The sequence below is a fragment of the Streptomyces sp. NPDC045956 genome (assembly GCF_056430705.1).
Genome location: NZ_JBWKKZ010000008.1, coordinates 370,102 through 396,743 on the forward strand (window position 1 = coordinate 370,102; position 26,642 = coordinate 396,743).

Below are 26,642 nucleotides of genomic sequence, written 5' to 3' on the forward strand. Positions count from 1 at the left end.
CCGGTGCGCGGGGGTTCCCGCTACCCGAGGAGTGACCCCCTCCGGCGATGGACGGACCGTCCTGCAGTACCTGCGCCGCCCCCTGCTGTGACCTCTCACAGGCGGCGGCATCATGACCACCCCCCTGCTGCTCCTGGCAGCCGCGTTCCTGCTGATCCTCGCCAACGGCTTCTTCGTCGCCGCCGAGTTCGGCCTGGTGACCGTAGAGCGGCCGGACGCCGAGCAGGCGGCCGCCGGCGGCGACCGTCGCGCGCACCGGGTCGTCGAGTCCCTCAAGGAGCTGTCCTTCCAGCTCTCCGGCACCCAGCTCGGCATCACGATCACCTCCCTCGTCGTCGGCATGCTCGCCGAACCGGCGCTCGCCCGGCTGCTGGACGGCCCGTTCACGGCGATCGGCGTCCCCGACGGCGCCGTACCCGGCGTCGCGGTCGTCGTCGGCATGCTGCTGGCCTCGGCGGTGCAGATGGTGATCGGCGAACTGGTGCCCAAGAACTGGGCGGTGTCCAAGCCGCTTCAGGTGGCGCGCTTCGTCGCGGGCCCGCAGCACGCCTTCGCCCGCGTGTTCCACCCGGTGATCGCCGCGCTGAACGCCGTCGCCAACCGTCTGGTCCGCGCGCTCGGCATCGAGCCCACCGAAGAGCTGGCCTCCGCCCGCACCCCCGGCGAACTCGTCTCCCTGGCCCGGCACTCCGCGCGGGCCGGCACCCTGGAGCAGGACACCGCGGACCTCTTCGTACGGACCCTCTCGCTGGGCGAACTGACCGCTCAGCACGTCATGACCCCACGCGTGAAGGTCAGCGCCCTGCACTCCTCGGCCACCGCCGAGGACGTGGTCAACCTGACCCGTGCCACCGGCCTGTCCCGCTTCCCCGTCTACCGGGAGAAGATCGACGAGATCGTCGGCATGGTCCACCTCAAGGACGCCCTCGCCGTCCCCGCGTCCGACCGGCTGCGGACCCCCGCCGGCCGGATCGCCCGCCCGGCGCTGCTGGTCCCCGAGACCCTGCCCGTCCGGCCGCTGCTGACCCGCCTGCGCAGCGAGCAGCCCATCGCGGTCGTCGTCGACGAGTACGGAGGCACGGCCGGCGTCGTCACCCTGGAGGACATCGTCGAGGAGATCGTCGGCGAGGTCCGCGACGAGCACGACGGCCACGACGTCCCCGAACTCGCCGCCGCCGCGCCGGAGGACGGCCGGCCCGCCTGGGACGTGGCCGGAAGCTGCCGCGTCGACGCCCTGCGACGCGTGGGCCTGGAGGCGCCCGAGGGCCCGTACGAGACCGCGGCCGGGCTCGTCGCCGACCTGCTCGGCCGTATCCCCGCCGTCGGCGACCGGGCGGAGCTGCCCGGCTGGCGGCTCTCCGTCCGGCAGGTCGGCCACTATCGCGCCGAGCGGATACGCCTGGTGCGCACGGCTCCGGTGTCCGTGCTGGAGGCCGCCCGATGAGCGTCCTGCAACTGCTCTTCGCCGCGCTGCTCGTGCTCGCCAACGGCTTCTTCGTCGGCGCCGAGTTCGCGCTGGTCTCCGTGCGCCGCAGCCAGATCGAGCCCCTTCGCACCGCCCGCGCCCGCCAGGTGCTGTACGGCCTGGAGCGGCTTCCGCAGATGATGGCCGCCGCCCAGTTCGGCATCACCGTCTGCTCGCTGACGCTCGGCGCGGTCGCCGAACCCACGGTGGCGCACCTGCTGGAGCCGGTCTTCGCGTGGATGCACCTGCCGCACGGGGTGATCCACCCCCTCGGCTACGTGATCGCGCTGGCCGCCGTCGTCTTCTGCCATCTCGTCATCGGCGAGATGGTCCCGAAGAACCTCGCGATGGCCGCCCCCGAGAAGGCGGCGCTGTGGCTGAGCCCCGGCCTGGTCGCCTTCGCCCGCGTGTGCCGGCCGATCACCGCGGCGCTCGGCGCCTGCGCCCAGGGCATCCTGCGGCTGTTCCGCGTGGAGCCCAAGGACGAGGTCGAGGCCGTCTTCACCAGCGAGCAGCTCAACCGGCTGGTGGGGGACGCGGGCCAGGCCGGACTGCTCGACCCGGAGGAGCAGGAACGCCTGGAGGACGCCCTGGAGCTGGGCTCCCGCCCGGTGACCGACGTGCTCCTCGCCCGGGAGTCGCTGGTGACGGTCAGCCCGTCGGTCACCCCCGGCGAGATCGTCGCCCTCACCGCCCGCACCGGGTACTCGCGCTTCCCGGTCGCCGTGGAGAAGGGCGCCTTCATGGGGTACCTGCACGTCAAGGACGTCCTGGACCTCGAGGACTCCGAGCGTGCCGTCCCCCAGCACCTCTGGCGTCCCATGACCACCCTCCGCCCCGAACTGCCCCTGGACGACGCCCTCACCGTGATGCGCCGCGCGGCAACGCACCTGGCCCAGGTGACGGACGCGTCGGGACGGGTGCTCGGCCTGGTCGCCCTGGAGGACGTCCTGGAACTCCTGGTCGGGGAGGTGCGCGACCCGGCCCACCGGGAGGTGACGCTGGCCACCTAGCGGGCCCGGGCCTCAGGGGCCCAGGCCCCAGGGGCCCGGGTCTCAGGGGCCCGGGTCTCAGGGGCCCGCCGGGTCCTGCGGCCCCCGCCCGGAGAGGACCTCCCCGTAGGCCTGCATCAGGTCCGGCAGCCGCAGCGTGGCCAGGTCGTCCCGGGTCAGCGACCCGGGATACACCGACAGGCGCAGGTCGCGGTAGGCGCAGCTCTTCTCGTACAGCGTCCGCAGGAAGCGTCCGTTGCCCAGCTCGTCGATCCAGCCCTGGTCCACCACGTGCCCCGCGATGGAGCGCAGTTCGTCGAGCGCCTCCTCGTCCCAGACGTCCCCGTTCTCGGCCGCGAGCACCTCGCCGATCGAGGTCAGCTCCAGCGGCCGGTACGAGGGGAAGTCCACGCGGGTCGTGAACCGGGAGGACAGCCCGGGGTTGGCGGACAACAGGCGGTCCATGCCCTCCGGGTAGCCGGCGAGGATGACGACCAGGTGGTCGCGGTTGTCCTCGGCCCGCTTCAGCAGCACCTGGAGCGCTTCGTCGCCGTAGGCGTCGCCCTTGCCGTACCCGGAGTTCGACAGGGAGTAGGCCTCGTCGACGAAGAGGACGCCGCCGAGCGCGGAGTCGATCAGCTCGTTGGCCTTCACGGCGGTCTGGCCGAGGTACTCGCCGACCAGGTCGGCCCGCTGCGCCTCCACGAGGTGGTCGCCGCCGAGCAGGCCGAGGGCGTAGAAGACCCGGCCCAGGATGCGGGCCACGGTGGTCTTGCCGGTGCCGGAGGGGCCGGAGAAGACGAAGTGGCGTTTGGGCGGCTGGACCGGCAGCCCCTGCCCGGCCCGCAGCCGGGCCATGTTGAGCTGCGCGGACAAGGCCTTGACCTGCCGTTTCACCGGCTCCAGACCCACCATGCGCTCCAGCTCCGCGAGCGCCTCCTCCAGCAGGGCCGGATCGGTGGGCCCGGTGGGCAGGGAGGAATGCGGCCCGTCGGTCCGCTCGCGCACGGCGGGGCCGCTCAGCGAGGGCAGCGGGGCGCCCGGCACAGGCTCCGGGACCTCGGGGACGGAGAGCTTGAGGTCGCGTTCCTCGGTGCCGAAGAGGGGGTCGAGCCCGTCGGCGCAGTCCAGCCCGTCCGCTCCGGTGCCGGCCGGGGCGAGTCCGGTGAGGTCGCCGGTGTCGTCGTAACCGTCCCCCTCGGCGATCGCCGCCAGCCGGGCCGAGGTGTCCATGAAGGCCGGGTCGACGCGGTGCACGGCCCGGTACAGCGGGAGCGCCGCGGCACTGCGGCCCGTCCCCTCGTGGGCCCGGGCCAGCCAGTACCGCAGTTCCTTGCGCTGCGGCTGCTCGCTGCGGCAGCGCATCAGAGCCGTCGACAGCAGCGGCTCGGCCTGTCCGTACATCTCCAGGCGCACCCGGGCCATGCCGCTGAACAGGCCGGCCTCGATCCCCAGCAGGGGATCGCCGAGCAGCGGGTCGGTGTGCCGTACGAGTTGCTCCCAGTCCTTGACCAGGTAGGCACGGCAGGCGTGCAGGAAGCGGACCTGGGGGTCGGCGTCCACGGGCGGCAGCCCGGCCAGGGCCCGGTCCAGCTCCGGGACGTGGCGGCCGTCCAGCCAGTGGGAGGCGTGCGCCAGCAGCAGGTCGCGGGGGCTCTCCAGCACGGGCTGCACCCACCAGCCGAGCCAGTACCAGGAGTTGAGCGTGCGGCGATGGCGGGCACGCTGCTCGCCGAAGCGCTCCCGGTGCCGGAACATCCTGAGCAGGGCGTTCGTGGTGTCGACGCGCAGCGCGTGCAGTCCCAGCCAGCCGTCGGACATCGCGGGGTCGATGCGCACCGCGGTCCGGAACTCCTCCTCGGCCTGGGGATAGGCCCCCATGGTGTAGGCGTCCACGCCGCGCAGCCAGGCGAGGTCGGCCGGGGCCTGGGGGCCCCGCGTGCCGAAGTCCGTCCCGTCCCCCACGTACCGTGCCCCCGTCGGTATGCCGACGCGCCGTCGCCCGCCGACCGCCTCGGTCAACGGGTGTACCGCGGACCGGAGTTGCAAGGTGCGCGCGGCAACCGCCCGTAGGTCGCACCGTGGGCATCGTACCCGCGGGGGTCTGTCCTCCGAAGGGTGCCGGGGCAGGCCGTTGCGCGAGGCGGGGGCGGCCGGGGCGCCCGTCGGGCGGTGACGGAGGGTGAGCGGACAGCCGCTCGCAGCAGCCGGAAAAGGTGCGCGGGGCAGAACGAAGCCCCCGATCACGGGGGAACAATCGGGGGCTTCGCGTCTTTCGGCGGCACCGAACGGCCGCACATCCAGAACGTAAGACCTGTACGACCCCCGGGTCAAGCGAAGTTGAGGCACTCCGGCAGGTTGCCACGGGGCGATCTTCACGAGTTCAGCACATTGCGGAGGGTCCGTCACCCTGCGTGAAAAAGTGGGCCTCGAAGGCGGTCCCCGCGGGCCCCGGCAGCATCTCGTACCCCTTCTCCCTCTGGCGTACCAAAAGGTGCGCGAAGGGGCGCGAGGGGTCATCGGCGAAGTGCCGGCGCTCCGCGGGGATCCACCCGTCCCAGAACGTCCGCTGCTCCGCACCGTCGCGCGCCCTGCCGCGTGCCCACGCCTCCTCGCGCGGCAGCTCCATCCAGATCAGCCGGGCCAGGTGGGGGCGGAGTGCCTCGCGGCCCGCGCCGACGCCCTCCACGAGGACCACCGGGGCGGGCGGCAGCGGGCGGGGCGCTCCGAAGCGCCGGGTCCGCCAGTCGTAGGGGGCGTAGTGCGCGGTGTCGCCGCGCTCCAGGGGTTCGATCACCTGGCTCAGCAGCCGGCCGGTCCAGTCGAACAGTTCGTCGTGGGCGGCGATGTCGTCGAGGTGCAGCACCGGGGCGCCGCCCAGCTCGGCGGCCAGCCGTCCGGCGAACGTGGACTTCCCGGATCCGGCGTGCCCGTCGACGCCGACCAGACGCACGGGTCCGCAGGACGGGGGGAGCCGGCGGAGCAGGGCTGCGAGGGCGTGGATGGCGGATCCTGGGCTGCGCGAGGGAGCGGACGACGTCCCCGCACTCTAGCCGCGCCGGTCCGGGGCGTGCGCCCGGCCGGGGGCCGGCCCGGCACGGGGACCCCGCGCCCGCGCCCCGCGAAACGCACGCCCCCGGGCCGCGCCACTGGTCGACACCAATATTCGTGGCGCGGCGTGCGGAGAAGTGCTGGCAGGACCGGGTTCCTGCGGCCATAGTTGGCGCACAACCGTGCAACGGACCCGCCCGACTCGGACACCTGGGGGTCTTCCACCCATGAGCAGAGCCGAACAGCCGTCCCGCAGAACCGTCCTGGCCGCAGCCGTGGTTGCCGCCGTGGCGGGCAGTGCGGTTCCGGCCACCGCCGCAGCCCCGCCCGCCGCGGACGAGGGCCCGGCGGATCGCGAGCGCACTCCCGCCCGGCAGGTCGACTACCGGGCCTGGACCACGTTCCGCGACTGGCGGCGCGGGTCCGCGGCAGGAGCCCGCGCGGTCGCGGGCGCCCGGCCCGGTGTGGTGATCGGCGCCCCGGTCGGCACCGCCGACTACACCGACCCGCACACCGGCACCACCGCGGCCTGGGAGTACGCGACCTGGACCTCGCCCCTCCACCGGCTCGCCGTGCCCTCGACGGAGGTCATCGCCTCCTGGAACGCGCACACCCCGAGCGGCACCTGGCTCCAGGTCGAGCTGAAGGGGAGCTACTCCGACGGCACGGACACCCCCTGGTACGTGATGGGCCGCTGGGCGGCCGGCGACCAGGACATCAAGCGGACCTCGGTCGACGACCAGGGCGACGGCAAGAGCAGCGTCTGGACGGACACCTTCGCCGTCGACGACGCCTCCACGGGGCTGCGCCTGGTCTCCTACCGGCTCAGGCTCACCCTCTACCGCCGCCCCGGCACGAGGACCACGCCCACCGTCTGGCGGCTCGGCGCGATGGGCTCGGACGTCCCCGACCGCTTCACCGTCCCGGCCTCCGCTCCAGGACTCGCCCAGGAGCTGAGCGTCCCGCGCTACTCGCAGGAGATCCACAAGGGTCAGTACCCCGAGTACGACAACGGCGGCGAGGCCTGGTGCAGCCCCACCTCCTCGCAGATGATCATCGAGTACTGGGGCGGCCGGCTCACCGCCGAGCAGCTCGCCTGGGTCGACCCGTCCTACGCCGACCCGCAGGTCTGCCACGCGGCCCGGTACACGTACGACCACCAGTACGCCGGCTGCGGCAACTGGCCCTTCAACGCCGCCTACGCGGCCACCTTCAAGGGCCTCCAGGGCGTGGTCACCCGCCTGGGTTCCCTCACCGACCTGGAGACGCTGATCGCGGCCGGCATCCCGGCCATAACGTCCCAGTCCTTCCTGGAGGAGGAGCTGACCGGGGCCGGCTACGGCACGTCGGGCCACCTGATGACGGTGATCGGCTTCACCGCCGACGGCGACGTGATCGCCAACGACCCCGCCTCGGACGACAACGAGGCCGTGCGCCGCGTCTACCGGCGGCGCGAGTGGGAGAACATCTGGCTGCGCACCAAGCGCTACAACGCGAGCGGCAAGGTCGCCTCCGGCACCGGCGGCGTCTGCTACCTGTACTTCCCGGCGCACCCGAGCCCGCGCCAGCGCAAGGCGCTCGCGGCGGTGGGCGTGCTCTGACCGCACCGCGACGACGGCCCCCGGTACCGCGGAATCGGCGCCGGGGGCCGTCCGCTGTGAGCAAGGTCTCCGCCACATATGCCACCGTCGGTGGCAAGGTGGACAGGGTCACCGCGGGGGTCGCCCCGACGGGAGGCGGGGGGAGTCCACCGAACTCCGAGATCAGCGAGTAGCCATGACCGCACACACCGCCACAGCCGCCCGTGTCCGTACCGGCGGCCCCAAGGACGCCGGCCCGAAGGTCCTCGAACACGTCATGGGCTGGACCCTCGTCGTGGTCGTCGCGATGCTCGTGGTCCAGCTGGGTCTGCTGTGAAGTGACCGGGTGTGACCTGCCCCACGATCCGACCTGCCATACTGCGGAAGTCCCGCTGCCCGTAGGAAACCAGGGTCGAAATTGAATATCAGTCAACAGCGTGCCGACGCCCGACCCCGGGCGCGCGGCACCGAGCGTTCGCTGGCACGCCGGGCCGAACTCATCGCCATCGGGCGCAGGTTGTTCGCCGACACGTCCTACGACGCGCTCTCGATGGACGACATCGCCCGCCAGGCGCATGTCGCCAAGGGGCTGATCTACTACTACTTCCAGTCCAAGCGGGGCTACTACCTGGCGATCATCCAGGACTCCGTCGCCGAGCTGGTCACCACCGCGGCGGGCGGTACCGAACTGCCGCAGGTGGACCGCGTCCACCGCACCATCGACGGCTATCTGCGCTACGCCGAGCACCACCAGGCCGCCTACCGCACCATCGTCAGCGGCGGAGTCGGCTTCGACGCCGAGGTGCACGCCGTCCGGGACGGGGTGCGCGAGGCGATCGTCGCCACCATCGCCGAGGGGGCGTACGGCCGCTCCGACGTCGGCCCGCTGGCGCGCATGGGCCTGCTCTCCTGGGTGTGCGGCGTCGAGGGCGCCACCCTGGACTGGATCGGTCGCCCCGGACTGCCCCGCGAGACCATGCGCGACCTGATGGTGAGGTCGCTCGGCGGCACCCTGCGCGCCATCGAGGAGCTGGACCCCGCCTGCCCGGCCCCGGCCGCCGCCCGCCGGGACGCCTGACGCGCACGGCGGAGGGACGGAGACCCGAGCCGGCCCCCGCCCCTCCGCCCCCCCGTGGGTCTCGCGTCAGCCGATCGCCCTGATCAGCTCGCCGTTCGCGGTGTCGCCGCTCAGCTCCCAGAAGAAGGTGCCGCCCAGCCCCTGCTGGTCCTTGTACGCCATCTTGGTCGCGATGGTCTGCGGCGTGTCGTAACTCCACCAGTCGTTCCCGCACTTGGCGTACGCCGTGCCGGCCACGGTGCCGGTCGCCGGGCAGCTGGTCCTCAGCACCTTGTAGTCCTCGATGCCGTTCTCGTACGTCCCCTTGGCGGGGCCGGTGGCGGTGCCGCCCGGTGCCGCCTGGCCGACGCCGGTCCAGCCGCGGCCGTAGAACCCGATCCCGAGCAGCAGCTTCGAGGGCGGGATACCGAGGCCCTTGAGCTTGTCGATGGTCGCCGAGGAGTGGTAACCGGGCTTCGGGATACCGGAGTACGAGGTCAGCGGCGAGTGCGGAGCGGTCGGGCCGGTGGCGTCCCAGGCGCCGAAGAAGTCGTACGTCATCGGGTTGTACCAGTCGACGTACCGGGCCGCTCCCGCGTAGTCGGCCGCGTCGATCTTGCCGCCGGACGTCGCGTCGGCCGTGATCGCCGCGGTGAGCAGGTTGCCGGAGCCGAACTCGGCGCGCAGGGCGCTCATCAGCTTCGGGAACGCGTCCCGGCCGCTGGTGTCGCAGCTCAGCCCGCAGGAGTTGGGGTACTCCCAGTCGATGTCGATCCCGTCGAAGACCTCGGCCCACCGGGAGTCCTCGACCAGGTCGTGACAGGACCTGGCGAACGCGGCGGGGTCCTTCGCGGCCTCCGCGAAGCCGCCGGACCACGTCCACCCGCCGAAGGACCACAGGACCTTGAGGCCCGGGTGCTTCTTCTTCAGCTTGAGCAGCTGGTTGAAGTTGCCCCGCAGCGGCTGGTCCCAGGTGTCGGCGACGCCGTCGACGGAATCGGCCGCCGTGTACGCCCGGTCGGTCGCCGCGTAGGCGTCGCCCATGGCGCACCTGCCACCGGTGACGTTGCCGAACGCGTAGTTGATGTGGGTCAGTTCGGCGCCGGAGCCGGACGTCTCGATGTTCTTGACGTGGTACTTGCGGTCGTAGGTGCCCCATTCGGTGAAGTAGCCGACGACCTTGGAGCCGGCGGCGGCCCGCGGCGCGGGTGCCGCCGGGGCGGCCGCGGCGGTGGTCGTGGCCGCCCCGGCCAGCAGCCCCGCGCCGAGGGCCGCGGAGCACAGGGCGGCGAGGAGGGCCCGGACGGGGGCCTTCCGGCGTGGGCGGGGCCGGGTGTGGGGGAGGACGCGGGGGAGGTGCGGGACGTGCATCGGGTGTCTCCTCGTGGGGGGAAGAGGGAAACGCGCGCCGATTGGCATGAACGCGGTAATGCGTTCGGTGCGTCACCGTAGGAGGACTAGACCAGTGGGGTCAATGGTTCGGACCATGTTCGGGTCGGAGCGCCGCCACCGAGGGCTCGCGGACCGGCCGGAGCATTTCCTGAAGTAAGCGGTCGTTAACTGGTGACTCCATGCCTCCGATCGGGCATACTCACAGCGCACAGCCGCTGGTCAGCCGCTTCCGCGACCCGGGAGTGCGAGCATCGGCCTGGCCCGAACGACCCGGCGGAACCGCCTCCACCCAAGGCGCACGTCCGCCGTTGCGCCCGACAGGGAGGAGAGCGTCGCCATGCCCGACCGCGCCCCGCAGCCGGTGGACCGGCAACTGCCCACGGACGAGGCACGGGATCTGATCTCGCTCGTCCGCGACATCGCGCAGCGTGAGATCGCCCCGAACGCGGCCGAGGAGGAGGACGCCGGACGCTTCCCGCGCCAGGTCTTCGCCCTGCTCTCCGACTCCGGCCTGCTCGGCCTGCCGTACGACGCCGAGTACGGCGGCGGCGAGCAGCCCTACGAGGTCTACCTCCAGGTCCTCGAGGAGCTGGCCGCGGCCCGCCTCACGGTGGGCCTCGGCGTGAGTGTGCACACCCTCGCCTCCTACGCACTCGCCGCCTACGGCACCAAGGAACAGCAGGTCGAGCACCTGCCCGCGATGCTCGGCGGCGGCCTGCTCGGCGCCTACTGCCTCTCCGAGCCCGCCTCCGGGTCCGACGCCGCCTCACTGCGCACCAAGGCCGTGCGCGAGGGCGGCGACTGGGTGATCACCGGCACCAAGGCGTGGATCACGCACGGCGGCGTCGCCGACTTCTACACCGTCATGGCGCGCACGGGCGAGGAGGGACCGCGGGGCATCACCGCCTTCCTGGTCCCCGCCGACGCCGAGGGGCTGAGTGCCGCGGTGCCGGAGAAGAAGATGGGGCTCAAGGGCTCGCCCACCGCACAGGTCCACCTCGACGGCGTGCGGGTGTCCGACGCCCGACGCCTCGGCGACGAGGGCCAGGGCTTCGCGATCGCCCTGTCCGCGCTCGACTCGGGGCGGCTGGGCATCGCCGCCTGCGCGATCGGTGTGGCCCAGGCGGCGCTGGACGAGGCGGTGTCCTACGCGGCGGAGCGCCGGCAGTTCGGCAAGCCGATCGCCGACTTCCAGGGACTGCGCTTCATGCTCGCGGACATGGCCACCCAGATCGAGGCCGGCCGCGCGCTGTACCTGGCCGCGGCACGGCTGCGGGACGCCGGACTGCCCTTCGCCAAGCAGGCGGCCATGGCCAAGCTGCACTGCACCGACACGGCGATGCGGGTCACCATCGACGCCGTGCAGGTCCTCGGAGGGTACGGCTACACCGCCGACTTCCCCGCCGAGCGCTACCTGCGCGAGGCGAAGGTGCTGCAGATCGTCGAGGGCACCAACCAGATCCAGCGCATGGTCATCGCCCGTCACCTCGTGGGTCCCGAGGGACGCTGAAGTCACCGGTGACGCTCCAGTCACCGGTGACGGCGAAGTCGCCGGCCACGCCGAACCCGCCGGTGACGCGGAGGTCGCCGGTGGTGAAGAAGTCCCCGAGCCCGCGCGGGGGCGCCGCCAGGCGCACCCACTCCGGGTCGTCGCGTCCCGGCAGGGTGCGGCCGCGGTCGGCCCAGGTCCGCATCAGCTCACGGTAGATCGGCGGGTCCGGGGGCTGCGGGGCCGGCGGAACCGGTCCCGCGGGCACCGGGACGAACGCGCGGCGCCGAGGCCCGGTCGCCGAGTACGTGGGGGTCATACCCGGGCAACGCGGCGGAGTGCGGACAGGTCACCGGCGCCCGGAATCGAGAGTGAGTTCGCGGCTGTCCGCCGCCGAGTCGGCGGCGTCGCACGGCGTCTGACGCGCCGTCGCTCCCGGCGGCCCTCCCCGCGACCTCCCGCGGAGCGCGCTGCACCCGCTCCGCGGCCGTGCGGGGGCCGTGGAGCGGTTGGGAGGGCGCATGGGGCGAACGGGCCCCGGACGGAGCCCGTCCGGGTGGCACACGTGGACTCAGGCCGCCTCGCGCCGCATCGTCGGCACGCGCATCGGGCGCGAGCCCGGGCCGCCGACGTGGGAGAAGGGCTGGGTCCGCCAGTCGAGGCCCTGGGGGAGCGTCAACAGCAGGGCGGTGTCCTGCTCGTGGGGCTGGAACGACTCGTCCGCCGGACGGGCGTCGGTGGCCCTGCGGCCGGTGCCCGCACACGCCGTGAGACCGAACGGGTTCCACGGGGAGGCGCACAGTGCGTGCTGCGGCAGCACCTCCTCGTCCGCCAGCAGCGCGATGGGCTGCGCGCAGTCCGGGCAGATCACCCGGTACATCTCGAACGTGTCGTAGGTGTCGAGTTCCTCCTCGTCGAGGGCGTCGGGTTCGACGCCCTCCGGAAGGGGCTCGACGACCGGCTGCTGCCGCTTGGACGTGACACGTCCAGGGCGCTTAAGACTCTGCATGGGATTCTCCCCCTCGGGCTGGGCCGTGACGGCACTGCGGCCTCGACCACAGCAAGCACTTCCCGTCCCTCCTACGGGGTAATCACGAGAACATCACGGAGAACGGCCGGGGGGTGTGGTCTTCGTCACATGTCCCGCGCAACCGCCCCCTGTGGCGGATTTGTACCCCGCCGGTCCGTCGGCCGACCGGCCGTCACATCACGAACAGGGCATGACCTGGGCCGCTCAGGTATCCGCGGAGATCAAGCGCACTGTAGGTTCTTGCGCCATGGAGGAGCTGGACCGACAGATCGTGCAGCTGCTCGTCAGGGACGGGCGGATGAGCTACACGGACCTGGGCAAGGCCACGGGCCTGTCCACGTCCGCCGTGCACCAGCGGGTGCGGCGGCTGGAGCAGCGTGGCGTCATCCGCGGGTACGCCGCGGTCGTCGACCCGGAGGCCGTCGGGCTGCCGATGACCGCCTTCATCTCCGTGAAACCGTTCGATCCCAGCGCTCCCGACGACATCGCTGACCGGCTGGCCGGGGTTCCCGAGATCGAGGCCTGCCACAGCGTCGCCGGCGACGAGAACTACATCCTCAAGGTGCGCGTGGCCACCCCGCACGAGCTGGAGGAGCTGCTCGCCCGGGTCCGCTCCCTCGCGGGCGTCTCGACCCGGACCACCGTGGTGCTGTCCACGCCCTACGAGGCCCGGCCGCCCCGCGTCTGACCGTCGCCGCGGGCCACGGCACCGACCCGGCGGGGAGCGGCCGCCCGCAGCCGGACGCCGGCCGGGAGCGGGGCTTCCTCCGCGCGGCGCCGACCTGCGTGCCGGCCGGCCCGCGCGAGGGGCGAGACTGGTGTCCATGAGCGAGCCCACCACCCCGTCCACGACCGTCCTGCTGCGCCGCGGCGAGGTCCACAGTCCCGCCGACCCCTTCGCGACGGCGATGGTCGTCGAACGCGGCCAGGTCGCCTGGGTCGGCTCCGAGGGTGCCGCCGACGCCTTCGCGGACGGCGTGGACGAGGTGATCGACCTGGACGGCGCCCTGGTCACCCCGGCGTTCACCGACGCACACGTGCACACCACGAGCACCGGCTTCGCCCTCACCGGCCTCGACCTCTCCGGCGCTCCCACCCGGGAGGCCGCCCTGGCCCTGGTGCGGGACTTCGCGGCGGCCCGCCCGGGCGACCGCGTCCTCCTCGGGCACGGCTGGGACGCCTCCCGCTGGCCCGACGGCCTGCCCCCGACGCGCGCGGAGCTGGACGAGGCCACCGGCGGCCGCCCCCTCTACCTCAGCCGTATCGACGTCCACTCGGCCGTCGTCACCACCGCCCTGCTCGACCTGGCCCCCGGGGCCGGCGACCGCGCGGACGGTCCGCTCACCGCCGACGCGCACCACGCCGTACGCGCGGCCGCCCTCTCCGCCGTGTCCCCCGCACAGCGCACCGAGGCCCAGCGCGCCGCCCTCGCACACGCCGCCTCCCTCGGCATCGGCACCGTTCACGAATGCGCAGGGCCGGAGATCTCCTCCGAGGACGACCTCACCGGCCTGCTGCGGCTGTCGGCCACCGAGGCCGGACCCCGGGTCATCGGCTACTGGGCCGAACGGGATGCCGACAAGGCGAGGGAACTGGGCGCGGTCGGTGCCGCCGGCGACCTCTTCGTCGACGGCGCCCTCGGCTCCCACACCGCCTGCCTGCACCAGCCGTACGCCGACGCCGGTCACACCGGCATCGCCTACCTGGACTCCGCCGACGTCGCCACGCACGTCGTCGCCTGCACCGAGGCCGGTCTCCAGGCGGGCTTCCACGCCATCGGCGACGCCGCCGTGACCGCCGTCGTGGAGGGGGTGCGCGCCGCCGCCGACAAGCTCGGCCTCGCCCGCGTCCGCGCCGCCCGCCACCGCGTCGAGCACGCCGAGATGCTCACCCCCGAGACCGTCGCGGCCTTCGCCGAACTGGGCCTGACCGCCTCCGTCCAGCCCGCCTTCGACGCCCTGTGGGGCGGCGAGGACGGCATGTACGCCCGCCGCCTGGGCGCCGAACGGGCCCGCACCCTCAACCCCTACGCCGCCCTGCTGCGGGCCGGTGTCCCGCTCGCCTTCGGCTCCGACAGCCCCGTCACACCCCTCGATCCGTGGGGCACCGTCCGGGCCGCCGCCTTCCACCGCACGGCGGAACACCGCGTCTCCGTACGAGCGGCGTTCACCGCGCACACGCGCGGCGGCTGGCGGGCGATCGGCCGTGACGACGCGGGCGTCCTGGTGCCGGGCGCTCCCGCCGACTACGCGGTCTGGCGTACCGGCGCCCTGGTCGTCCAGGCCCCCGACGACCGGGTCGCACGCTGGTCGACCGACCCGCGTTCCGGCACCCCCGGCCTGCCCGACCTCACCCCGGGCCGGGAACTGCCCGTCTGCCTGCGCACCGTCGTCGGGGGCCGGACCGTCTTCGTACGGCCGGGCGAGTGATCTCCGCCGCCGACGGGGCGATGATCTTCCGCCGCGTACGACCTGCGGCTCCTCCCCGCTGACCTGGGCATTGGTGCGGAAGCCGCAGGTCGAACGGCTGTTGACAGGCGACGGCGGGGGGCCGGTAGGTTCGGCCGAGTCCACCACCGGACGTCCGACCGGGGAATCCTCCGCGCACGCGTCGCGGCGCCGCTGGGTCAGGGACGGTGTGCCGCACCGGGGCACCGTCGCTGGGAGCCAGGCCCAGCGCTCACGCCGCGACGAGGGAACGTTCCCGCCGGTCGGGAGGTGTGACCCGGGTGGGGCCCGGGCGCTCAGTAGACAACGGCTTTCGGTCGATCCGCAGCCAGCGGGTCCCAGGTCGGCCCGAAGGGCGCCGGGCCCCCATCCGCAGCGGTGACGCTCCGCAAGCGTGCATCCCTGCCCCGGTCCACGGGATACGACACCGCCGTACGCACGTCCTGTCACGTCGGCGCAGGCCGCGGCCATTAAGGTGGTGCTCTGCGTACGGACATGAAGGGGCAGCGGTGAACGACGGCGACGGGACGCCCGCGGCAGCGGGGCGGGGGAGGCGGTTCGATCCCCTGGGCACGGCCTTGGTGATCATCCCGACCTACAACGAGGCGGAGAACATCAAGGCGATCGTCACGCGCGTGCGCGAGGCGGTCCCCGAGGCGCACGTCCTCGTGGCCGACGACAACAGCCCGGACGGCACGGGCAAGCTCGCCGACGAACTGGCCGCCGGGGACGAGCACGTCCAGGTCCTGCACCGCAGGGGCAAGGAGGGCCTGGGCGCCGCCTACCTCGCGGGTTTCCGCTGGGGCCTGGAGCACGGCTACGGCGTGCTGATCGAGATGGACGCCGACGGCTCCCACCAGCCCGAGGAACTGCCCCGCCTGCTCACCGCCCTCAAGGGGGCCGACCTGGTGCTCGGTTCCCGCTGGGTGCCCGGGGGCCGGGTGGTGAACTGGCCCAAGTCGCGCGAGTTCATCTCCCGGGGCGGCAGCATGTACTCGCGCCTCGCGCTCGACCTGCCGCTGCGCGACATCACCGGCGGGTACCGCGCCTTCCGCCGCGAGACCCTTGAGGGCCTCGGCCTGGACGAGGTCTCCTCGCAGGGCTACTGCTTCCAGGTCGACCTCGCCCGCCGGGCGATCAAGGCCGGCTACCACGTCGTCGAGGTGCCGATCACCTTCGTCGAGCGCGAGCACGGCGACTCCAAGATGAGCCGCGACATCCTCGTGGAGGCCCTCTGGCGGGTCACCACGTGGGGTGTGGGGGAGCGGGTCGGCAAGGTCCTGGGGCGCGACAGGCAGCCCGACAGGACAGCGGGCGAGCCGCCCGCGGGAGCATCCCAGGAGAGGGCCGCCGAACCTGCGGAGCCGACGTCGGCTCCGTCCGGGGAGGCCGCCCAGGGGCCCGCCGGGAAGAGCGACAAGTCGACCCCGGCGCCCGACGAGAGCGCCTGACGCCCCCTTACGCCGCGCTGAGCCGGGGGCAGGCACACTGGGGGTATGACGACTGGCGCTCAGACCCCCAGGTCCCCCGCCCGGCCCCCACGCTCCCGCCTGCGCACGTTCCTGCCGCTGGGCGTCGCCGCCTGGCTCGTGCTGGAGATCTGGCTGCTGACCGTGGTCGCGGGCGCCTCCAGCGGCTTCGTGGTCTTCCTGCTGCTGGTCGCGGGCATCGTCCTCGGCTCCGTCGTCATCAAGGCTGCGGGCCGCCGCGCCTTCCGGAACCTGACCAGGACGGTGCAGCAGCAGCAGTCCGGCATGCCCCCCGAGGCCCGGCCGAACAGCGAGGGCAACGGCCTGATGATGCTGGGCGGGCTGCTCCTGATCCTCCCCGGCCTGATCTCGGACGCGCTGGGGCTGCTCATGCTGCTGCCCCCGGTCCAGAAGGCGGTGAGCCGGTACGCGGAGCGGACGGTGGAGCGCAAGCTCCGTGAGGCCCGCCCGGGCACCCTGGGCGACGCCTTCCGCCAGGCCCGCATGCACCAGCCGGACGGCAAGGTCGTGCAGGGCGAGGTCGTGCGCGACGACCCGGACGACGCCCCGCAGGGCCCCCGCCCGCCGCTGGCACGCTGAGCGCAGGCGTGCCGTCCGGGGAGCGGTCCTCGGACGGCACGCGGCAGCAAAAACCGCGGGTGCCGTACGTGATGTTCACGTACGGCACCCGCGGTGTTCGTTGCCTACGGTTTCCCGCTACGCACTCTTGCGGCTGTCACGCGGATGCACCGCGATGTTCATCGCGCCGGAGCGCAGAACGGCCAGCCGCTCCTCGAGGACCTCTTCGAGTTCCTCGCGGGTGCGGCGCTCCATCAGCATGTCCCAGTGCGTACGCGCGGGCTTGGCCTTCTTTTCCTCAGGGCCGTCGCCGTCCACGAGGAGTGCCTGGGCCCCGCAGACCTTGCACTCCCACTCCGGCGGGATCTCCGCCTCCACCGAGAAGGGCATCTCGAAACGATGCCCCTTCTCGCATGCGTACTCCACGGCCTGGCGCGGGGCCAGGTCGATGCCGCGGTCCGTCTCGTAGCTGGTCACCACGAGGCGCGTGCCGCGAAGAGCTCGCTCACTCATGAATCGTGCCTCCCGGGCTTGTCGCCCACAGGACAGGTGTCGCTGTCGTCGTCATCCGGTCAACGTCCGGGCGGCGGTAAAGATTCCCGTCCCGACTCCCGTTCCGGGCGTCTGCGTCGCCGTCGCAGCCGCAGCCTTGCTCCAGTGCAGTACCCGCCGACGCCCGGTTCGTCACCTCTGCTAACAGATGTGACATAGCGTTTCGGCGCCATTGACGCGCAGTAACGGTACGCCTGGCAGGCCAAACGCGTACACTACAGCGCTTTCGTGCCGAGTGCTAAATCCTCGCCGGTACGGGATTGCCCGCGTCGCCGATCGCCCGCCGCACCGGGACCCGCGCGAGCAGCGCGAAGCCGATGACGAAGAACGCCACCAGGGAGATGATCGCGTCCCGGTAGCTCCCGGTCAGCTGGTAGGTGAGACCGAACAGCAGGGGCCCCAGCCAGCTCATCCCGCGGTCGCTCAACTCGTACGCCGAGAAGTACTCGGCCTCCTTGCCCGGCGGCACCAGGTGGGAGAAGAGGGAGCGGGACAGCGCCTGGCTGCCGCCGAGGACGAGTCCGATCCCGGCGGCCAGCACGAAGAACCACACCGGTTCCCCGGCCGGCAGGAAGTACCCGGCCGCGAGGGTCACCGTCCAGGCCACCAGCGACCCGAGGATCGTGCGCTTCGCCCCGTACGCGCGGGCCAGGCGGCCGAGCGCCAGCGCGCCCGCCACCGCCAGGAGCTGCACCAGCAGCACGGCCACGATGAGCGTGGACTGCCCGAGGCCGAGTTCCTCGGAGCCGTAGACCGAGGCCTGGGAGATCACCGTCTGGATGCCGTCGTTGTAGACGAGGTACGCCAGCAGGAAGGCCAGGGTCAGCGGGCGGCGGCGCATGTCGCGGACGGTCGCCGCCAGCTGCCGGAAGCCCGGCAGCGTCGCCTCGCGCGCGGAGGCGCGGCGGTCGCGCAGCCGTCGCAGCGGGATCAGCGCGAAGGCGCCCCACCAGAGACCGGCCGACGCCAGGCAGACGCGGACCGCCGCGCTCTCGCTCAGCCCGAAGGAGTCGTGGGCGGTGTAGAGGATCAGGTTCGCGACCAGGACCAGCGCCCCGGCCGCGTAGCCGAAGGCCCAGCCCCGGGAGGAGACCGCGTCGCGTTCCTCGGGCCGGGCGATCTGGGGGAGGTAGGAGTTGTAGAGCATCATCGCCACGGACTGCGCCGCGTTGGCGACGACCAGGAGCAGTCCGCCCAGCAGGTAGCGGTCGCCGTCGAGGAAGAACATGGCGGTCGTCGCCCCCGCGCCCGTGTACGCGGCGGCGGCCAGCAGCGGCTTCTTGCGGCCGGAGCGGTCGGCCGCGGCGCCCACCAGGGGCATCACGAGCACCGCGACGATCACCGACAGCGAGACCGAGTACGCGAAGAAGGACCCGGCGCGCACCGGGATGCCGAGCGGGTGGACGTAGCCGTCCGGGCCCGCCGCCGACTCGGCGACCGATGTCAGATAGGGGCCCAGGAACACCGTGAGCACGCTGGTGGAGTAGACCGAGCACGCCCAGTCGTAGACGTACCAGCCGCGCTGCTCGCGCCGTCGGCCGTCCGCGTCGTCGGCCGCGTCCGTCCTCAGGGTGTCGGTACCCACCCGTGCCCTCGCCTCCCCGGAAGCGCGCGACGCCCGGGATCCGGTCGCGGGTCCAGGCGGTCCCCGACGGTCTCAGACCCAGACGCCGCGGTCCTCCATGACCTCGCGCAGTGTGTCGATGTGATCGGTCATGATGCCATCCACTCCCAGGTCCAGGAGCCGGTGCATCCGGTCCCGATCGTTCACCGTCCACACGTGCACCTGGAGCCCGCGGGCATGGGCGGCGCGCACGAAGCGGCGGTCGACCACCTGGATGCCCGACTGGGCCTCGGGCACCTGTGCCGCCACCGCCGAACGGCGCAGCGCGGCCGGCACGCCCCACGAGCGCAGTCGCAGGTTCAGGACGCCCCGGGTGCCGTACGAGGTGGCCAGGCGCGGGCCGGCCAGGCGCTGGGCGCGGACCACGCGTGCCTCGGAGAAGGAGCCGACGCAGATCCGGTCCCAGCTGTCCGTCCGCTCGACCAGCTCCAGCAACGGCAGCAGCGCCGACTCCGCCTTGACGTCGATGTTCCAGCGCACCTCGGGGAAGGCCGCCAGCAACGCCTCGAAGAGCGGCACCGGCTCCTCGCCCGCCACGCGCGCCCGGCGCACCCTCTCCCACGGGAGGTCGGCGATCCGCCCGGCCCCGTCCGTCACCCGGTCCAGGGTCGTGTCGTGGAAGGCGACGAGCTTCCCGTCCCGGGTCGCGTGGACATCGGTCTCGATGTACCGGTAGCCCGCCTCGACCGCGCGCCGGAACTGCCGGAGGGTGTTCTCCAGGCCGTCCGCCGCCCCACCGCGGTGGGCGAAGGCGATCGGACCGGGGTGGTCCAGATAGGGGTGGCGGGGGTGGCGTATCGGGGTGGTCACCGACGCAGTATCGCGCGCTGGGGTTGAGCGGCGGCAACCACCGTGCTGCCGCCCGATGCCGGCGGGACGGCGAACAGGCGCAGGAACACCTGGGCCAGCGGGCCGATCGTCACGGCGTACAGCAGGGTGCCGACACCGACCGTGCCGCCGAGGGCGAAGCCCGTCGCCACCACGGTGATCTCGACGGCGGTCCGCACCAGACGCACCGAGAGGCCCGTGCGCCGGTTCAGCCCGGTCATCAGGCCGTCCCGCGGGCCCGGACCGAACCGAGCGGCGATGTACAGGCCGGTCGCCGCGCCGTTCAGGACGATCCCCGCCACCATCATGGTGATCCGCGCCGTCCAGCCGTGGGCGTCGGGCACGACGGCCAGCGTCGCGTCCATCGCGGCGCCGATCACCAGCACGTTGGAGACCGTGCCGAGGCCCGGGCGCTGGCGCAGCGGGATCCACAGCAGCAGCACGGCCGCACCGACCACGGTCAGCACCAGGCCCATCGACAGGCCCGTGCGCTCAGCGAGGCCCTGGTGCAGCACGTTCCACGGCTCCAGACCGAGCCCGGACGCGACCAGCAGTGCCGAGCTGGCGCCGTAAAGGACAAGGCCGCCGTAGAGCTGTGTCAGTCGCCGCGTGAGCTGCCGCGGTCCGGATCGCCTGGACATGGAATGCCCCCTGGGTGGTGGTAGTGGCCTGCTGCATGACACCCTGTGGCTTGAGAAGGAGAGCCAACCAGGGCCAATTCGGGGAAGGTGGACTGATTTCCATGGCGCAGTGGACTTCTGCCGTGGGGGCGGGACAGCTCGCGCGGCTGCTCGGCTCCCAGCAGGACCGCCCGGCCGGGCCCGGCGCCCGCCGTCCGCCGGCCTACCGCGCGCTCGCCGACGGCATCCGCCTGCTCGTCCTGGAAGGACGCGTCCCCGTCGCCGCCCGGCTGCCCGCCGAACGCGAGCTGGCCCTCGCCCTGACCGTCAGCCGCACCACCGTCGCCGCCGCCTACGAGGCCCTGCGCGCCGAGGGCTTCCTGGAGTCCCGGCGCGGCGCGGGGAGCTGGACCGCGGTCCCGGCCGGCAACCCCTTGCCCGCGCGCGGCCTGGAGCCCCTGCCCCCGGAGGCCCTCGGGTCGATGATCGACCTCGGCTGCGCGGCGCTGCCCGCGCCAGAACCCTGGCTGACCCGGGCGGTGCAGGGCGCGCTGGAGGAACTCCCCCCTTACGCGCACACCCACGGCGACTACCCGGCCGGACTGCCCGCGCTGCGCTCGATGATCGCCGAGCGCTACAGCGCGCGCGGCATCCCGACCATGCCCGAGCAGATCATGGTGACCACGGGGGCCATGGGCGCGATCGACGCCATCTGCCACCTGTTCGGGGGACGCGGCGAGCGCATCGCCGTGGAGTCGCCGTCGTACGCCAACATCCTCCAGCTGATGCGTGAGGCCGGGGCCCGGCTGGTCCCCGTCGCGATGGCCGAGGGGCTCACCGGCTGGGACGTGGACCGCTGGCGCCAGGTGCTGCGCGACGCCGCGCCCCGCATCGCCTACGTGGTCGCCGACTTCCACAACCCCACCGGCGCGCTCGCCGACGACGACCAGCGGCGGCGGCTGGTGGACGCCGCCCGCTCGGCGGGGACGGTGCTCGTGGCCGACGAGACGATGAGCGAGCTGTGGCTGGACGACGAGGTCGAGATGCCGCGCCCGGTGTGCGCCTTCGACCCGGCCGGTTCCACGGTCGTCACCGTCGGCTCCGCCAGCAAGGCGTTCTGGGCCGGGATGCGCATCGGCTGGGTCCGCGCCGCGCCCGACGTGATCCGCAGCCTGGTCGCCGCGCGTGCGTACGCGGACCTGGGCACGCCGGTGCTGGAGCAACTGGCGGTGAACTGGCTGTTCAGCACCGGGGGCTGGGAGCAGGCCGTCGCGGTGCGCCGCGCACAGGCCCGGCAGAACCGGGACGAGCTGGTGGCCGCGGTGCGTCGGGAGCTGCCCGACTGGGAGTTCGAGGTGCCGCGTGGTGGGCTCACGCTGTGGGTGCGGACCGGGGGGCTCTCGGGCTCCCGGCTCGCCGAGGCGGGGGAGCGGGTGGGGGTGCGGGTGCCCTCCGGGCCGCGGTTCGGGGTCGACGGGGCCTTCGAGGGCTATGTCCGGCTGCCGTTCACGGTGGGCGGCGCGGTGGCCGAGGAGGCCGCGGCGCGGCTCGCCGCGGCGGCCCGGCTGGTGGAGAACGGCGGCGTCGGCGGCGGTGGCGAGGGGCCGCGGACGTTCGTGGCGTAGCGGGAGGGCCGAGGCCCCGGCGACGGGATCCGGGCGAGCCCTCCGGCGGGCGGCCCGGACCCCGGCGAACCGGGGCCACGGTGTGCAGCGTGGGTCAGGAGGTCTCCGCCGCTACCGCCTCGGCCGGGACCTTCTCCGTGCGGACCGGGCCGATGGCCGCCGCCGTCTCCGAGGGGGTCCGCGCCTCGGTCGCCGCTTCCCGCGCGACCGGCGCCGGCGGGGCGTCCGCCGGGGGCCTCCCGGGCTCGCCCGGCTCGCCGGGCTCCTCCGCCCCGGACGGGGACTCCGCCGGGGTGTCCGTCTCCCTCGTGGTAGCGGCGGCGGTCTTGTCGGTGACCCCGGTCCTGACGGTGAGGACGGCCTTGTCGAGGGCGATGACCTTGTCGGGGGAGGCGACGGCCTTGTCAGGGGCTACGGCCGTATCGGGGGAGGCGGCCTCGTCGGTGGCGACGGTCTCCCCGTTCGGGCCGTGCTTCCCGGTCGTGTCGCCCGTCCCGGTGATGTCGTCTCGTTGGGCGGTCTCGCCTCTTTCGGTGGCGGTCTCCGGCCGGGCCGGAGTCCGGGACTCGCCCTCCGCCGGCCCCAGGGCCCGTTCACCGTCCGCGGGCGTCGTGCGGGGCGGGAGCAGGTCGAGGACGGCCTGCCGCTGAGCCTCGCTGGTGGCGTCGTCGTAGGGGTCCGGGGTGGCCGGGACCTGGAGCCGGTGCACCGGGCCGGTGCCCAGGCGGGCGTAGCCGCGACCGGGCGGAACCTGTTCGACGGGGGTGGTGTGCGGGGGCGCGCCCAGCACGGCCGCGAGTTCGTCCGCCGTGGCCGGGCCGAGGACGACCCGCGCGCGGGTGTGCTGCCGTACGGCGTCGCCCAGGCCGGCCAGGGCGTCCAGCTGGTCCGCGACGACCACCGTCACGTGGGCGGCGCGGCCGTGGCGCAGCGGGACCTGGAGCAGGGTCTGCGGGTCCCTGCGGCCGTCCGTGGAGGCCAGGTGCGCGAACGCGCTCGGCCGGTCGAGGAAGATCCACAGGGGCCGCCGGGTGTCGTCCGGTGCCGGCCGGCCCTCCTGACGAGCCCGGTTGACGGCGATCAGCCGCCGTTCGGTCTCGGCCGCCGCCCATTCGAGGCTGGTCAGCGCCCCGGTGAGGCCGCACTCGACGGCGAGTACGCCGTCCCGGCCGACCAGGCAGGCGTACTCGCCGGTGCCGCCGCCGTCGACGATGAGCAGGTCGCCGTGGTGCACCGCCTGGAGTGCGACCGAGCGGAGCAGGGTGGAGGTGCCTGTTCCGGGCCGGCCCAGAACGAGCAGGTGGGGTTCGGTCGAGCGAATGCCGGTGCGCCAGACCACCGGCGGTACGTCCCGTCGCTCCTCGCCGTGGGTGAGCGGGAGCGTGCGCTGGACCCGGGTCGGGTCGGTGAAGCCGAGGACGGTCTCACCGGGCGCCGTCACGAACCGCTGGGCGGCGATGTCGGTGGGCAGCGCGGTGAGCACGTCGAGCGAGAGGTGGTTGGCCTCCTCGTTCCACGCGAAGTGGTATTCGCGCCCCCGGCCGGACTTCGCCGCGAGCAGGTGCTCGATGCGCGCCCGGGACTCGGCCTCCCCGTCGGTGAAGAACGCGGGGTAGCGGATCACCAGGTGGGCGAAGCGGCCGTTGTCGTCGAACTCGTACGCCGGGAAGGCCTTCTCCCACTCGCCGCCGTGGGCGTAGAGGGGGTCCGGGTCCTCGGCGAGCGAGAAGTAGGGGACCAGGGCCTCGTAGAGGGACTGGAGACGCTTGGTCTGGGAGTCGTCGGGGCCCTCGGGCTCCGCCGGGGCGCGGTCCCGGCCCTGCCAGGCAGCCGCCGCCATCAGGCTGATGGCGGCCAGCAGCGGGCCGTACGGCACGAGTGCCACGACCAGGACCACCGAGGCCACCAGGAACAGCAGCGCACCACGCCGGTCCTTGGGGGTCTCGGTCCATCTGCGCCGCGCGGCCGCGGCCAGGCGGCGCAGACCTCGGGCGATCGTGATCAGTGGCTGGAGGACGTCGGTGGCGCTGTCGGCCGCCGTCCGGGCCAGCTCCCGGCTTCGGGCGAGCTGTGCGCCGCCGTTGCTCAGAATGCGGGGGAGGGGCCGCCGGGCCACTGCTGCCTCCTGGAGGTGCGTTCGTGCGGATGTCGGGCGGTGGTGCGGGCCGTCAGAACTTGATTCCGCCGAGGAGGCCCGCCAGGCTCTCGCCGCCCGCCTTGATGCTCGGGGCGATGGCGGTGCTCGCGAGATAGAACCCGAAGAGGACCGCGACGAGCGCGTGGGAGGCCTTGAGGCCGTCCTTGCGGAAGAAGATGAAGACGACGATGCCGAGCAGGACCACGCCTGAGATCGAGAGGATCATGTGAGTTCTCCTGGTTCGCGGGGACAGTCACCATGAGTACTTCCAGGATCACAGCATGTATCCATACGATTAAAGGTGCAAATGGGGGAAATTCGGCGAATTTGCCCCGGGTGGCGTAGCGCTTCTCTCGGCCGGTTGAGCAGGGCGGTTGCGCCCTGCGGGGTCCGTGCTGATCTTTACCTCGGGCACGTCGGCTGAGGTGCGGCACGAGCCGCTACCCTGGCGATTCACTCGTACGGCCGCGCCGCTCGCGGCCGTACGCGTACCCAGTCCCCAACGTTCACGACGTGAAGCGTTCGTAGTGAGAGGTGGTCCGGCCGATGAGCGAAGCCCCCGACCCCGAGGTCGTGGAGCTGGCGACCAAGATCTTCGATCTGGCCCGGCAGGGGCGGACCGAGGAACTGGTGGCGTACGTCGACGCCGGTGTGCCGGCCAACCTCACCAACGACCGCGGCGACTCCCTCGTCATGCTCGCCGCCTACCACGGCCACGCCGACGCGGTGCGCGCCCTGCTGGCGCGCGGCGCCGAGGCGGATCGCATCAACGACCGCGGGCAGACGCCGCTCGCAGGCGCCGCCTTCAAGGGCGAGACGGAAGTGACCCGGGCGCTTCTGGAGGCCGGCGCCGATCCGGCGGTGGGCACCCCGTCGGCCGTGGACACGGCGCGGATGTTCGCCCGTACGGAGCTGCTGGAGCTGTTCGGCGTCCAGTGACCGGGCGCCGGGCCGGTACCGCTGCGGATCGGCCGCGCCCACCCTGACCAGGTAAAACACGAACAACGGGGGAGGCGGTACAGGGCCGCCGAAATTTCGGTCGCGGCAGATGTGACCGCCGGGTCATCATGACGACGTGGTTCACGGACGCGATGGCTGGGCAGGTGTTGCCGCACCGCGCGGGCCGTGACACGGCCCGCACGGGCCATCGACGAGAGGCAGAGGAACATGGTCTTCAGCAAGCAAGAGACGGTGGGCGCTCCGACGTGTCGGCGTACGGCCAGGTAACGCGTGGTTCCCGGTTGCGTCGACGCTTGATGTGAGGCTGTTTCCCATGTTCGATCCGGTCATAGCGCCCAGCGGTACGCTGCTCGGCCTGCTTCAGCGGGGTCGCGGCGACGGCACGCTGCACGCGCTCACCGCCCCGCGGGCCGAGGCGCTCGCGGCACTGAATCACTGTGTGCTCCACGACCCCCGCCACGACTGGCAGGTCGAGAACCGCTCCCTCTACTACGCCCGGCTCTACCTCGACCTCGACGGAGAGCTGGACGCGATCGAGGCCCACCTCTTCGACCCCGAGGACGTCCTCGACTCCGACGAGTCGCGCACCGGGCTGGCCCTCGCCGTCCTCGGCCACCTCGCGTCCTACGGCAGGCTCGACGCGCTCGAGCTGCTGCGCAGGTACGCCGCCCACGGCGTCAACTGGGCGTGGGCCCTGGACGAACTGGCGCTGCGCGACGACGACGCCGGACTGCGCGCCCTCGCCGCGCCCGTCCTCGCCCGCTTCCCGCGCGATCCCGAGGGCGACGCCGAGCTGGCCGTCGCCGTACGCGACGCCTTCGAGCCCCGCCCCTGGCGCCTGTGGGCCGACGATGCGCGCGAGTCGATCGCCTCACGCGTGCGGGCCGCCCAGGAGACGGGGTGCTTCGACCGCTGGCAGCGGCAGATGAGCCCCGCCGGACCGCGTCCGGGCTGGAGCGTGCGCGCCGTGTTCGAGTGGGCCGACCAGGGCGTCGAGCGGGGCGCCGCGCTCCACGTGCCGGCCGCCCGGTGCCTCACGGCCGTCGCCGGCCCCGAGGACCGGCCCGAGATCGTCGAGGCCGCGCGCTCCGGCGACGAGGGAGCCCGCTGCACCGCCCTGCGCTATCTCGCCGACGGCAACGACCCGGACGCCCTCGACCTGATCGAGGGCGCCGTGACCACCGGCCCGGCCCCGGTCGTGGAGGCCGCCGTCGCCGCCTTCGAGCGGATGCGCAGTCTCTCCGCCGTCGCCGCCGCACGCCGCTGGGTGCACCGGCCGGACCCGCTGGGGGCCGCCGCCGGGCGCGTACTCGCCTGCCGGGGCGGAGCGCAGGACCGCGACCTCGTCCTCGCCGCCCTGCGGGAGGCGGTGCGGGGCGAGGGCCCCGACGCCCAGACCCTGTGGACCCTCGTCGACGGCACCGGACGGCTCGGCATCGCCTGCGCCGCACCCGTACTGCGCCACGTCTACCGCGAGACCGCCTCCTCCCATCTGCGTGGCCGGGCCGCCCGGGCGCTGGCCGCCACCGACCCGTCCTTCGCCGCGGGGTTCGCCATCGAGTGCCTGTGGGACTGCGAGGAGACCACCCGCGAACTCGCCGCCCGCCACGCCGAGACCGGTGACAACCGGGTCGTCGAGCGGCTGCGCAGGCTGGCCGCCGATCCGGCCGAGGAGGACGAGGTCCAGACGGCCGTACGCAGCCGCTTCGGCCCCGACGCGCCAGCCGTGTGAAGGACGGGCCCGG

General features: G+C 73.3%; 24 protein-coding genes. 13 read left to right on the plus strand and 11 right to left on the minus strand.

Annotated elements, in window-relative coordinates; genetic code table 11:
• Positions 1–112: 112 nt before the first annotated feature.
• Entirely contained in the window at positions 113–1,444 is a 1,332-nt protein-coding gene (locus AC07FV_RS23180; RefSeq protein WP_479089208.1) for a hemolysin family protein, read from the plus strand.
• Positions 1,441–2,478, plus strand: coding sequence for a hemolysin family protein (locus AC07FV_RS23185; RefSeq protein ID WP_479089209.1), 1,038 nt, complete (start codon positions 1,441–1,443; stop codon positions 2,476–2,478). Before AC07FV_RS23180 ends, AC07FV_RS23185 begins: the two co-directional genes overlap by 4 nt.
• A 57-nt stretch (positions 2,479–2,535) precedes the next feature.
• Here the strand turns inward: AC07FV_RS23185 and AC07FV_RS23190 are convergent, their stop codons facing one another.
• Both AC07FV_RS23190 and AC07FV_RS23195 read right to left on the minus strand, forming a co-directional pair.
• Positions 2,536–4,422 carry an AAA family ATPase gene (locus AC07FV_RS23190; protein WP_479089210.1) on the minus strand — a complete coding sequence of 629 codons (1,887 nt, stop codon included), beginning with the start codon at positions 4,420–4,422 and terminating at the stop codon, positions 2,536–2,538.
• 418 nt (positions 4,423–4,840) lie between these two features.
• Positions 4,841–5,461: a uridine kinase family protein gene (locus AC07FV_RS23195; RefSeq protein WP_479089260.1), complete on the minus strand. Its 621-nt coding sequence runs from the start codon at positions 5,459–5,461 to the stop codon at positions 4,841–4,843.
• A 274-nt stretch (positions 5,462–5,735) separates the two neighbouring features.
• Here AC07FV_RS23195 and AC07FV_RS23200 point away from each other — a divergent pair, with 274 nt between their 5' ends.
• The 3 genes from AC07FV_RS23200 to AC07FV_RS23210 all read left to right on the plus strand — a co-directional run bounded on the left by AC07FV_RS23200 (position 5,736) and on the right by AC07FV_RS23210 (position 8,166).
• A complete protein-coding gene (locus AC07FV_RS23200; protein ID WP_479089211.1) occupies positions 5,736–7,109 on the plus strand; it encodes a peptidase C39 family protein in 1,374 nt (457 codons plus the stop codon).
• A 175-nt stretch (positions 7,110–7,284) separates the two neighbouring features.
• Positions 7,285–7,425 carry an SCO1431 family membrane protein gene (locus tag AC07FV_RS23205; RefSeq protein ID WP_383649420.1) on the plus strand — a complete coding sequence of 47 codons (141 nt, stop codon included), beginning with the start codon at positions 7,285–7,287 and terminating at the stop codon, positions 7,423–7,425.
• Positions 7,426–7,506: 81 nt separating this feature from the next.
• The gene (locus AC07FV_RS23210; protein ID WP_479089212.1) at positions 7,507–8,166 is read left to right on the plus strand and encodes a TetR/AcrR family transcriptional regulator; all 660 of its coding nucleotides are present in this window, start codon (positions 7,507–7,509) and stop codon (positions 8,164–8,166) included.
• A 66-nt stretch (positions 8,167–8,232) separates the two neighbouring features.
• Here AC07FV_RS23210 and AC07FV_RS23215 read toward each other — a convergent pair whose 3' ends face one another.
• Positions 8,233–9,516 carry a glycoside hydrolase family 18 protein gene (locus tag AC07FV_RS23215; RefSeq protein ID WP_479089213.1) on the minus strand — a complete coding sequence of 428 codons (1,284 nt, stop codon included), beginning with the start codon at positions 9,514–9,516 and terminating at the stop codon, positions 8,233–8,235.
• Between the two features lie 358 nt (positions 9,517–9,874).
• Here AC07FV_RS23215 and AC07FV_RS23220 point away from each other — a divergent pair, with 358 nt between their 5' ends.
• Entirely contained in the window at positions 9,875–11,047 is a 1,173-nt protein-coding gene (locus AC07FV_RS23220; protein ID WP_479089214.1) for an acyl-CoA dehydrogenase family protein, read from the plus strand.
• Here the strand turns inward: AC07FV_RS23220 and AC07FV_RS23225 are convergent.
• Entirely contained in the window at positions 11,010–11,231 is a 222-nt protein-coding gene (locus tag AC07FV_RS23225) for a hypothetical protein (RefSeq protein ID WP_384701615.1), read from the minus strand. The genes AC07FV_RS23220 and AC07FV_RS23225 overlap by 38 nt on opposite strands.
• A 366-nt stretch (positions 11,232–11,597) precedes the next feature.
• Positions 11,598–12,035, minus strand: a complete 438-nt coding sequence (locus AC07FV_RS23230) for a hypothetical protein (RefSeq protein ID WP_479089215.1) — start codon at positions 12,033–12,035, stop codon at positions 11,598–11,600.
• Positions 12,036–12,303: 268 nt separating this feature from the next.
• On the opposite strand from AC07FV_RS23230, the gene AC07FV_RS23235 reads away from it, so the two are divergent.
• From AC07FV_RS23235 to fxsA, 4 genes are all read left to right on the plus strand, one after another.
• Entirely contained in the window at positions 12,304–12,744 is a 441-nt protein-coding gene (locus AC07FV_RS23235; protein ID WP_332886433.1) for an Lrp/AsnC family transcriptional regulator, read from the plus strand.
• Between the two features lie 136 nt (positions 12,745–12,880).
• Entirely contained in the window at positions 12,881–14,485 is a 1,605-nt protein-coding gene (locus AC07FV_RS23240) for an amidohydrolase (protein WP_479089216.1), read from the plus strand.
• Between the two features lie 527 nt (positions 14,486–15,012).
• Positions 15,013–15,954 carry a polyprenol monophosphomannose synthase gene (locus tag AC07FV_RS23245; protein ID WP_479089217.1) on the plus strand — a complete coding sequence of 314 codons (942 nt, stop codon included), beginning with the start codon at positions 15,013–15,015 and terminating at the stop codon, positions 15,952–15,954.
• A gap of 45 nt (positions 15,955–15,999) precedes the next feature.
• Complete coding sequence (fxsA, locus tag AC07FV_RS23250) at positions 16,000–16,572, plus strand: FxsA family membrane protein (RefSeq protein WP_479089218.1); 573 nt, start codon at positions 16,000–16,002, stop codon at positions 16,570–16,572.
• A 117-nt stretch (positions 16,573–16,689) separates the two neighbouring features.
• Here the strand turns inward: fxsA and AC07FV_RS23255 are convergent, their stop codons facing one another.
• The 4 genes from AC07FV_RS23255 to yczE form a co-directional block, all read right to left on the minus strand.
• Entirely contained in the window at positions 16,690–17,064 is a 375-nt protein-coding gene (locus AC07FV_RS23255) for an RNA polymerase-binding protein RbpA (RefSeq protein WP_003977404.1), read from the minus strand.
• Between the two features lie 277 nt (positions 17,065–17,341).
• Positions 17,342–18,688 (minus strand): MFS transporter, encoded by a 1,347-nt coding sequence (locus tag AC07FV_RS23260; protein ID WP_479089219.1) that lies wholly within the window; start codon positions 18,686–18,688, stop codon positions 17,342–17,344.
• 72 nt (positions 18,689–18,760) lie between these two features.
• On the minus strand, positions 18,761–19,537 hold the full coding sequence (locus AC07FV_RS23265) for a glycerophosphodiester phosphodiesterase family protein (protein WP_479089220.1): 777 nt from the start codon (positions 19,535–19,537) through the stop codon (positions 18,761–18,763).
• Positions 19,534–20,196 carry a membrane protein YczE gene (yczE, locus tag AC07FV_RS23270; protein WP_479089221.1) on the minus strand — a complete coding sequence of 221 codons (663 nt, stop codon included), beginning with the start codon at positions 20,194–20,196 and terminating at the stop codon, positions 19,534–19,536. The genes AC07FV_RS23265 and yczE overlap by 4 nt, the downstream gene beginning before the upstream one ends.
• 101 nt (positions 20,197–20,297) lie before the next feature.
• Here yczE and AC07FV_RS23275 point away from each other — a divergent pair, with 101 nt between their 5' ends.
• Positions 20,298–21,800 (plus strand): SCO1417 family PLP biosynthesis transcription factor, encoded by a 1,503-nt coding sequence (locus AC07FV_RS23275; protein ID WP_479089222.1) that lies wholly within the window; start codon positions 20,298–20,300, stop codon positions 21,798–21,800.
• A 94-nt stretch (positions 21,801–21,894) separates the two neighbouring features.
• Here AC07FV_RS23275 and AC07FV_RS23280 read toward each other — a convergent pair whose 3' ends face one another.
• On the minus strand, positions 21,895–23,916 hold the full coding sequence (locus AC07FV_RS23280) for a hypothetical protein (RefSeq protein ID WP_479089223.1): 2,022 nt from the start codon (positions 23,914–23,916) through the stop codon (positions 21,895–21,897).
• A gap of 52 nt (positions 23,917–23,968) precedes the next feature.
• A complete protein-coding gene (locus AC07FV_RS23285; protein WP_003977410.1) occupies positions 23,969–24,163 on the minus strand; it encodes a hypothetical protein in 195 nt (64 codons plus the stop codon).
• Positions 24,164–24,483: 320 nt separating this feature from the next.
• Between AC07FV_RS23285 and AC07FV_RS23290 the strand changes: the two genes are divergently transcribed.
• On the plus strand, positions 24,484–24,876 hold the full coding sequence (locus AC07FV_RS23290) for an ankyrin repeat domain-containing protein (RefSeq protein WP_383649397.1): 393 nt from the start codon (positions 24,484–24,486) through the stop codon (positions 24,874–24,876).
• Positions 24,877–25,210: 334 nt separating this feature from the next.
• Complete coding sequence (locus tag AC07FV_RS23295) at positions 25,211–26,629, plus strand: HEAT repeat domain-containing protein (protein WP_479089224.1); 1,419 nt, start codon at positions 25,211–25,213, stop codon at positions 26,627–26,629.
• Positions 26,630–26,642: the final 13 nt, after the last annotated feature.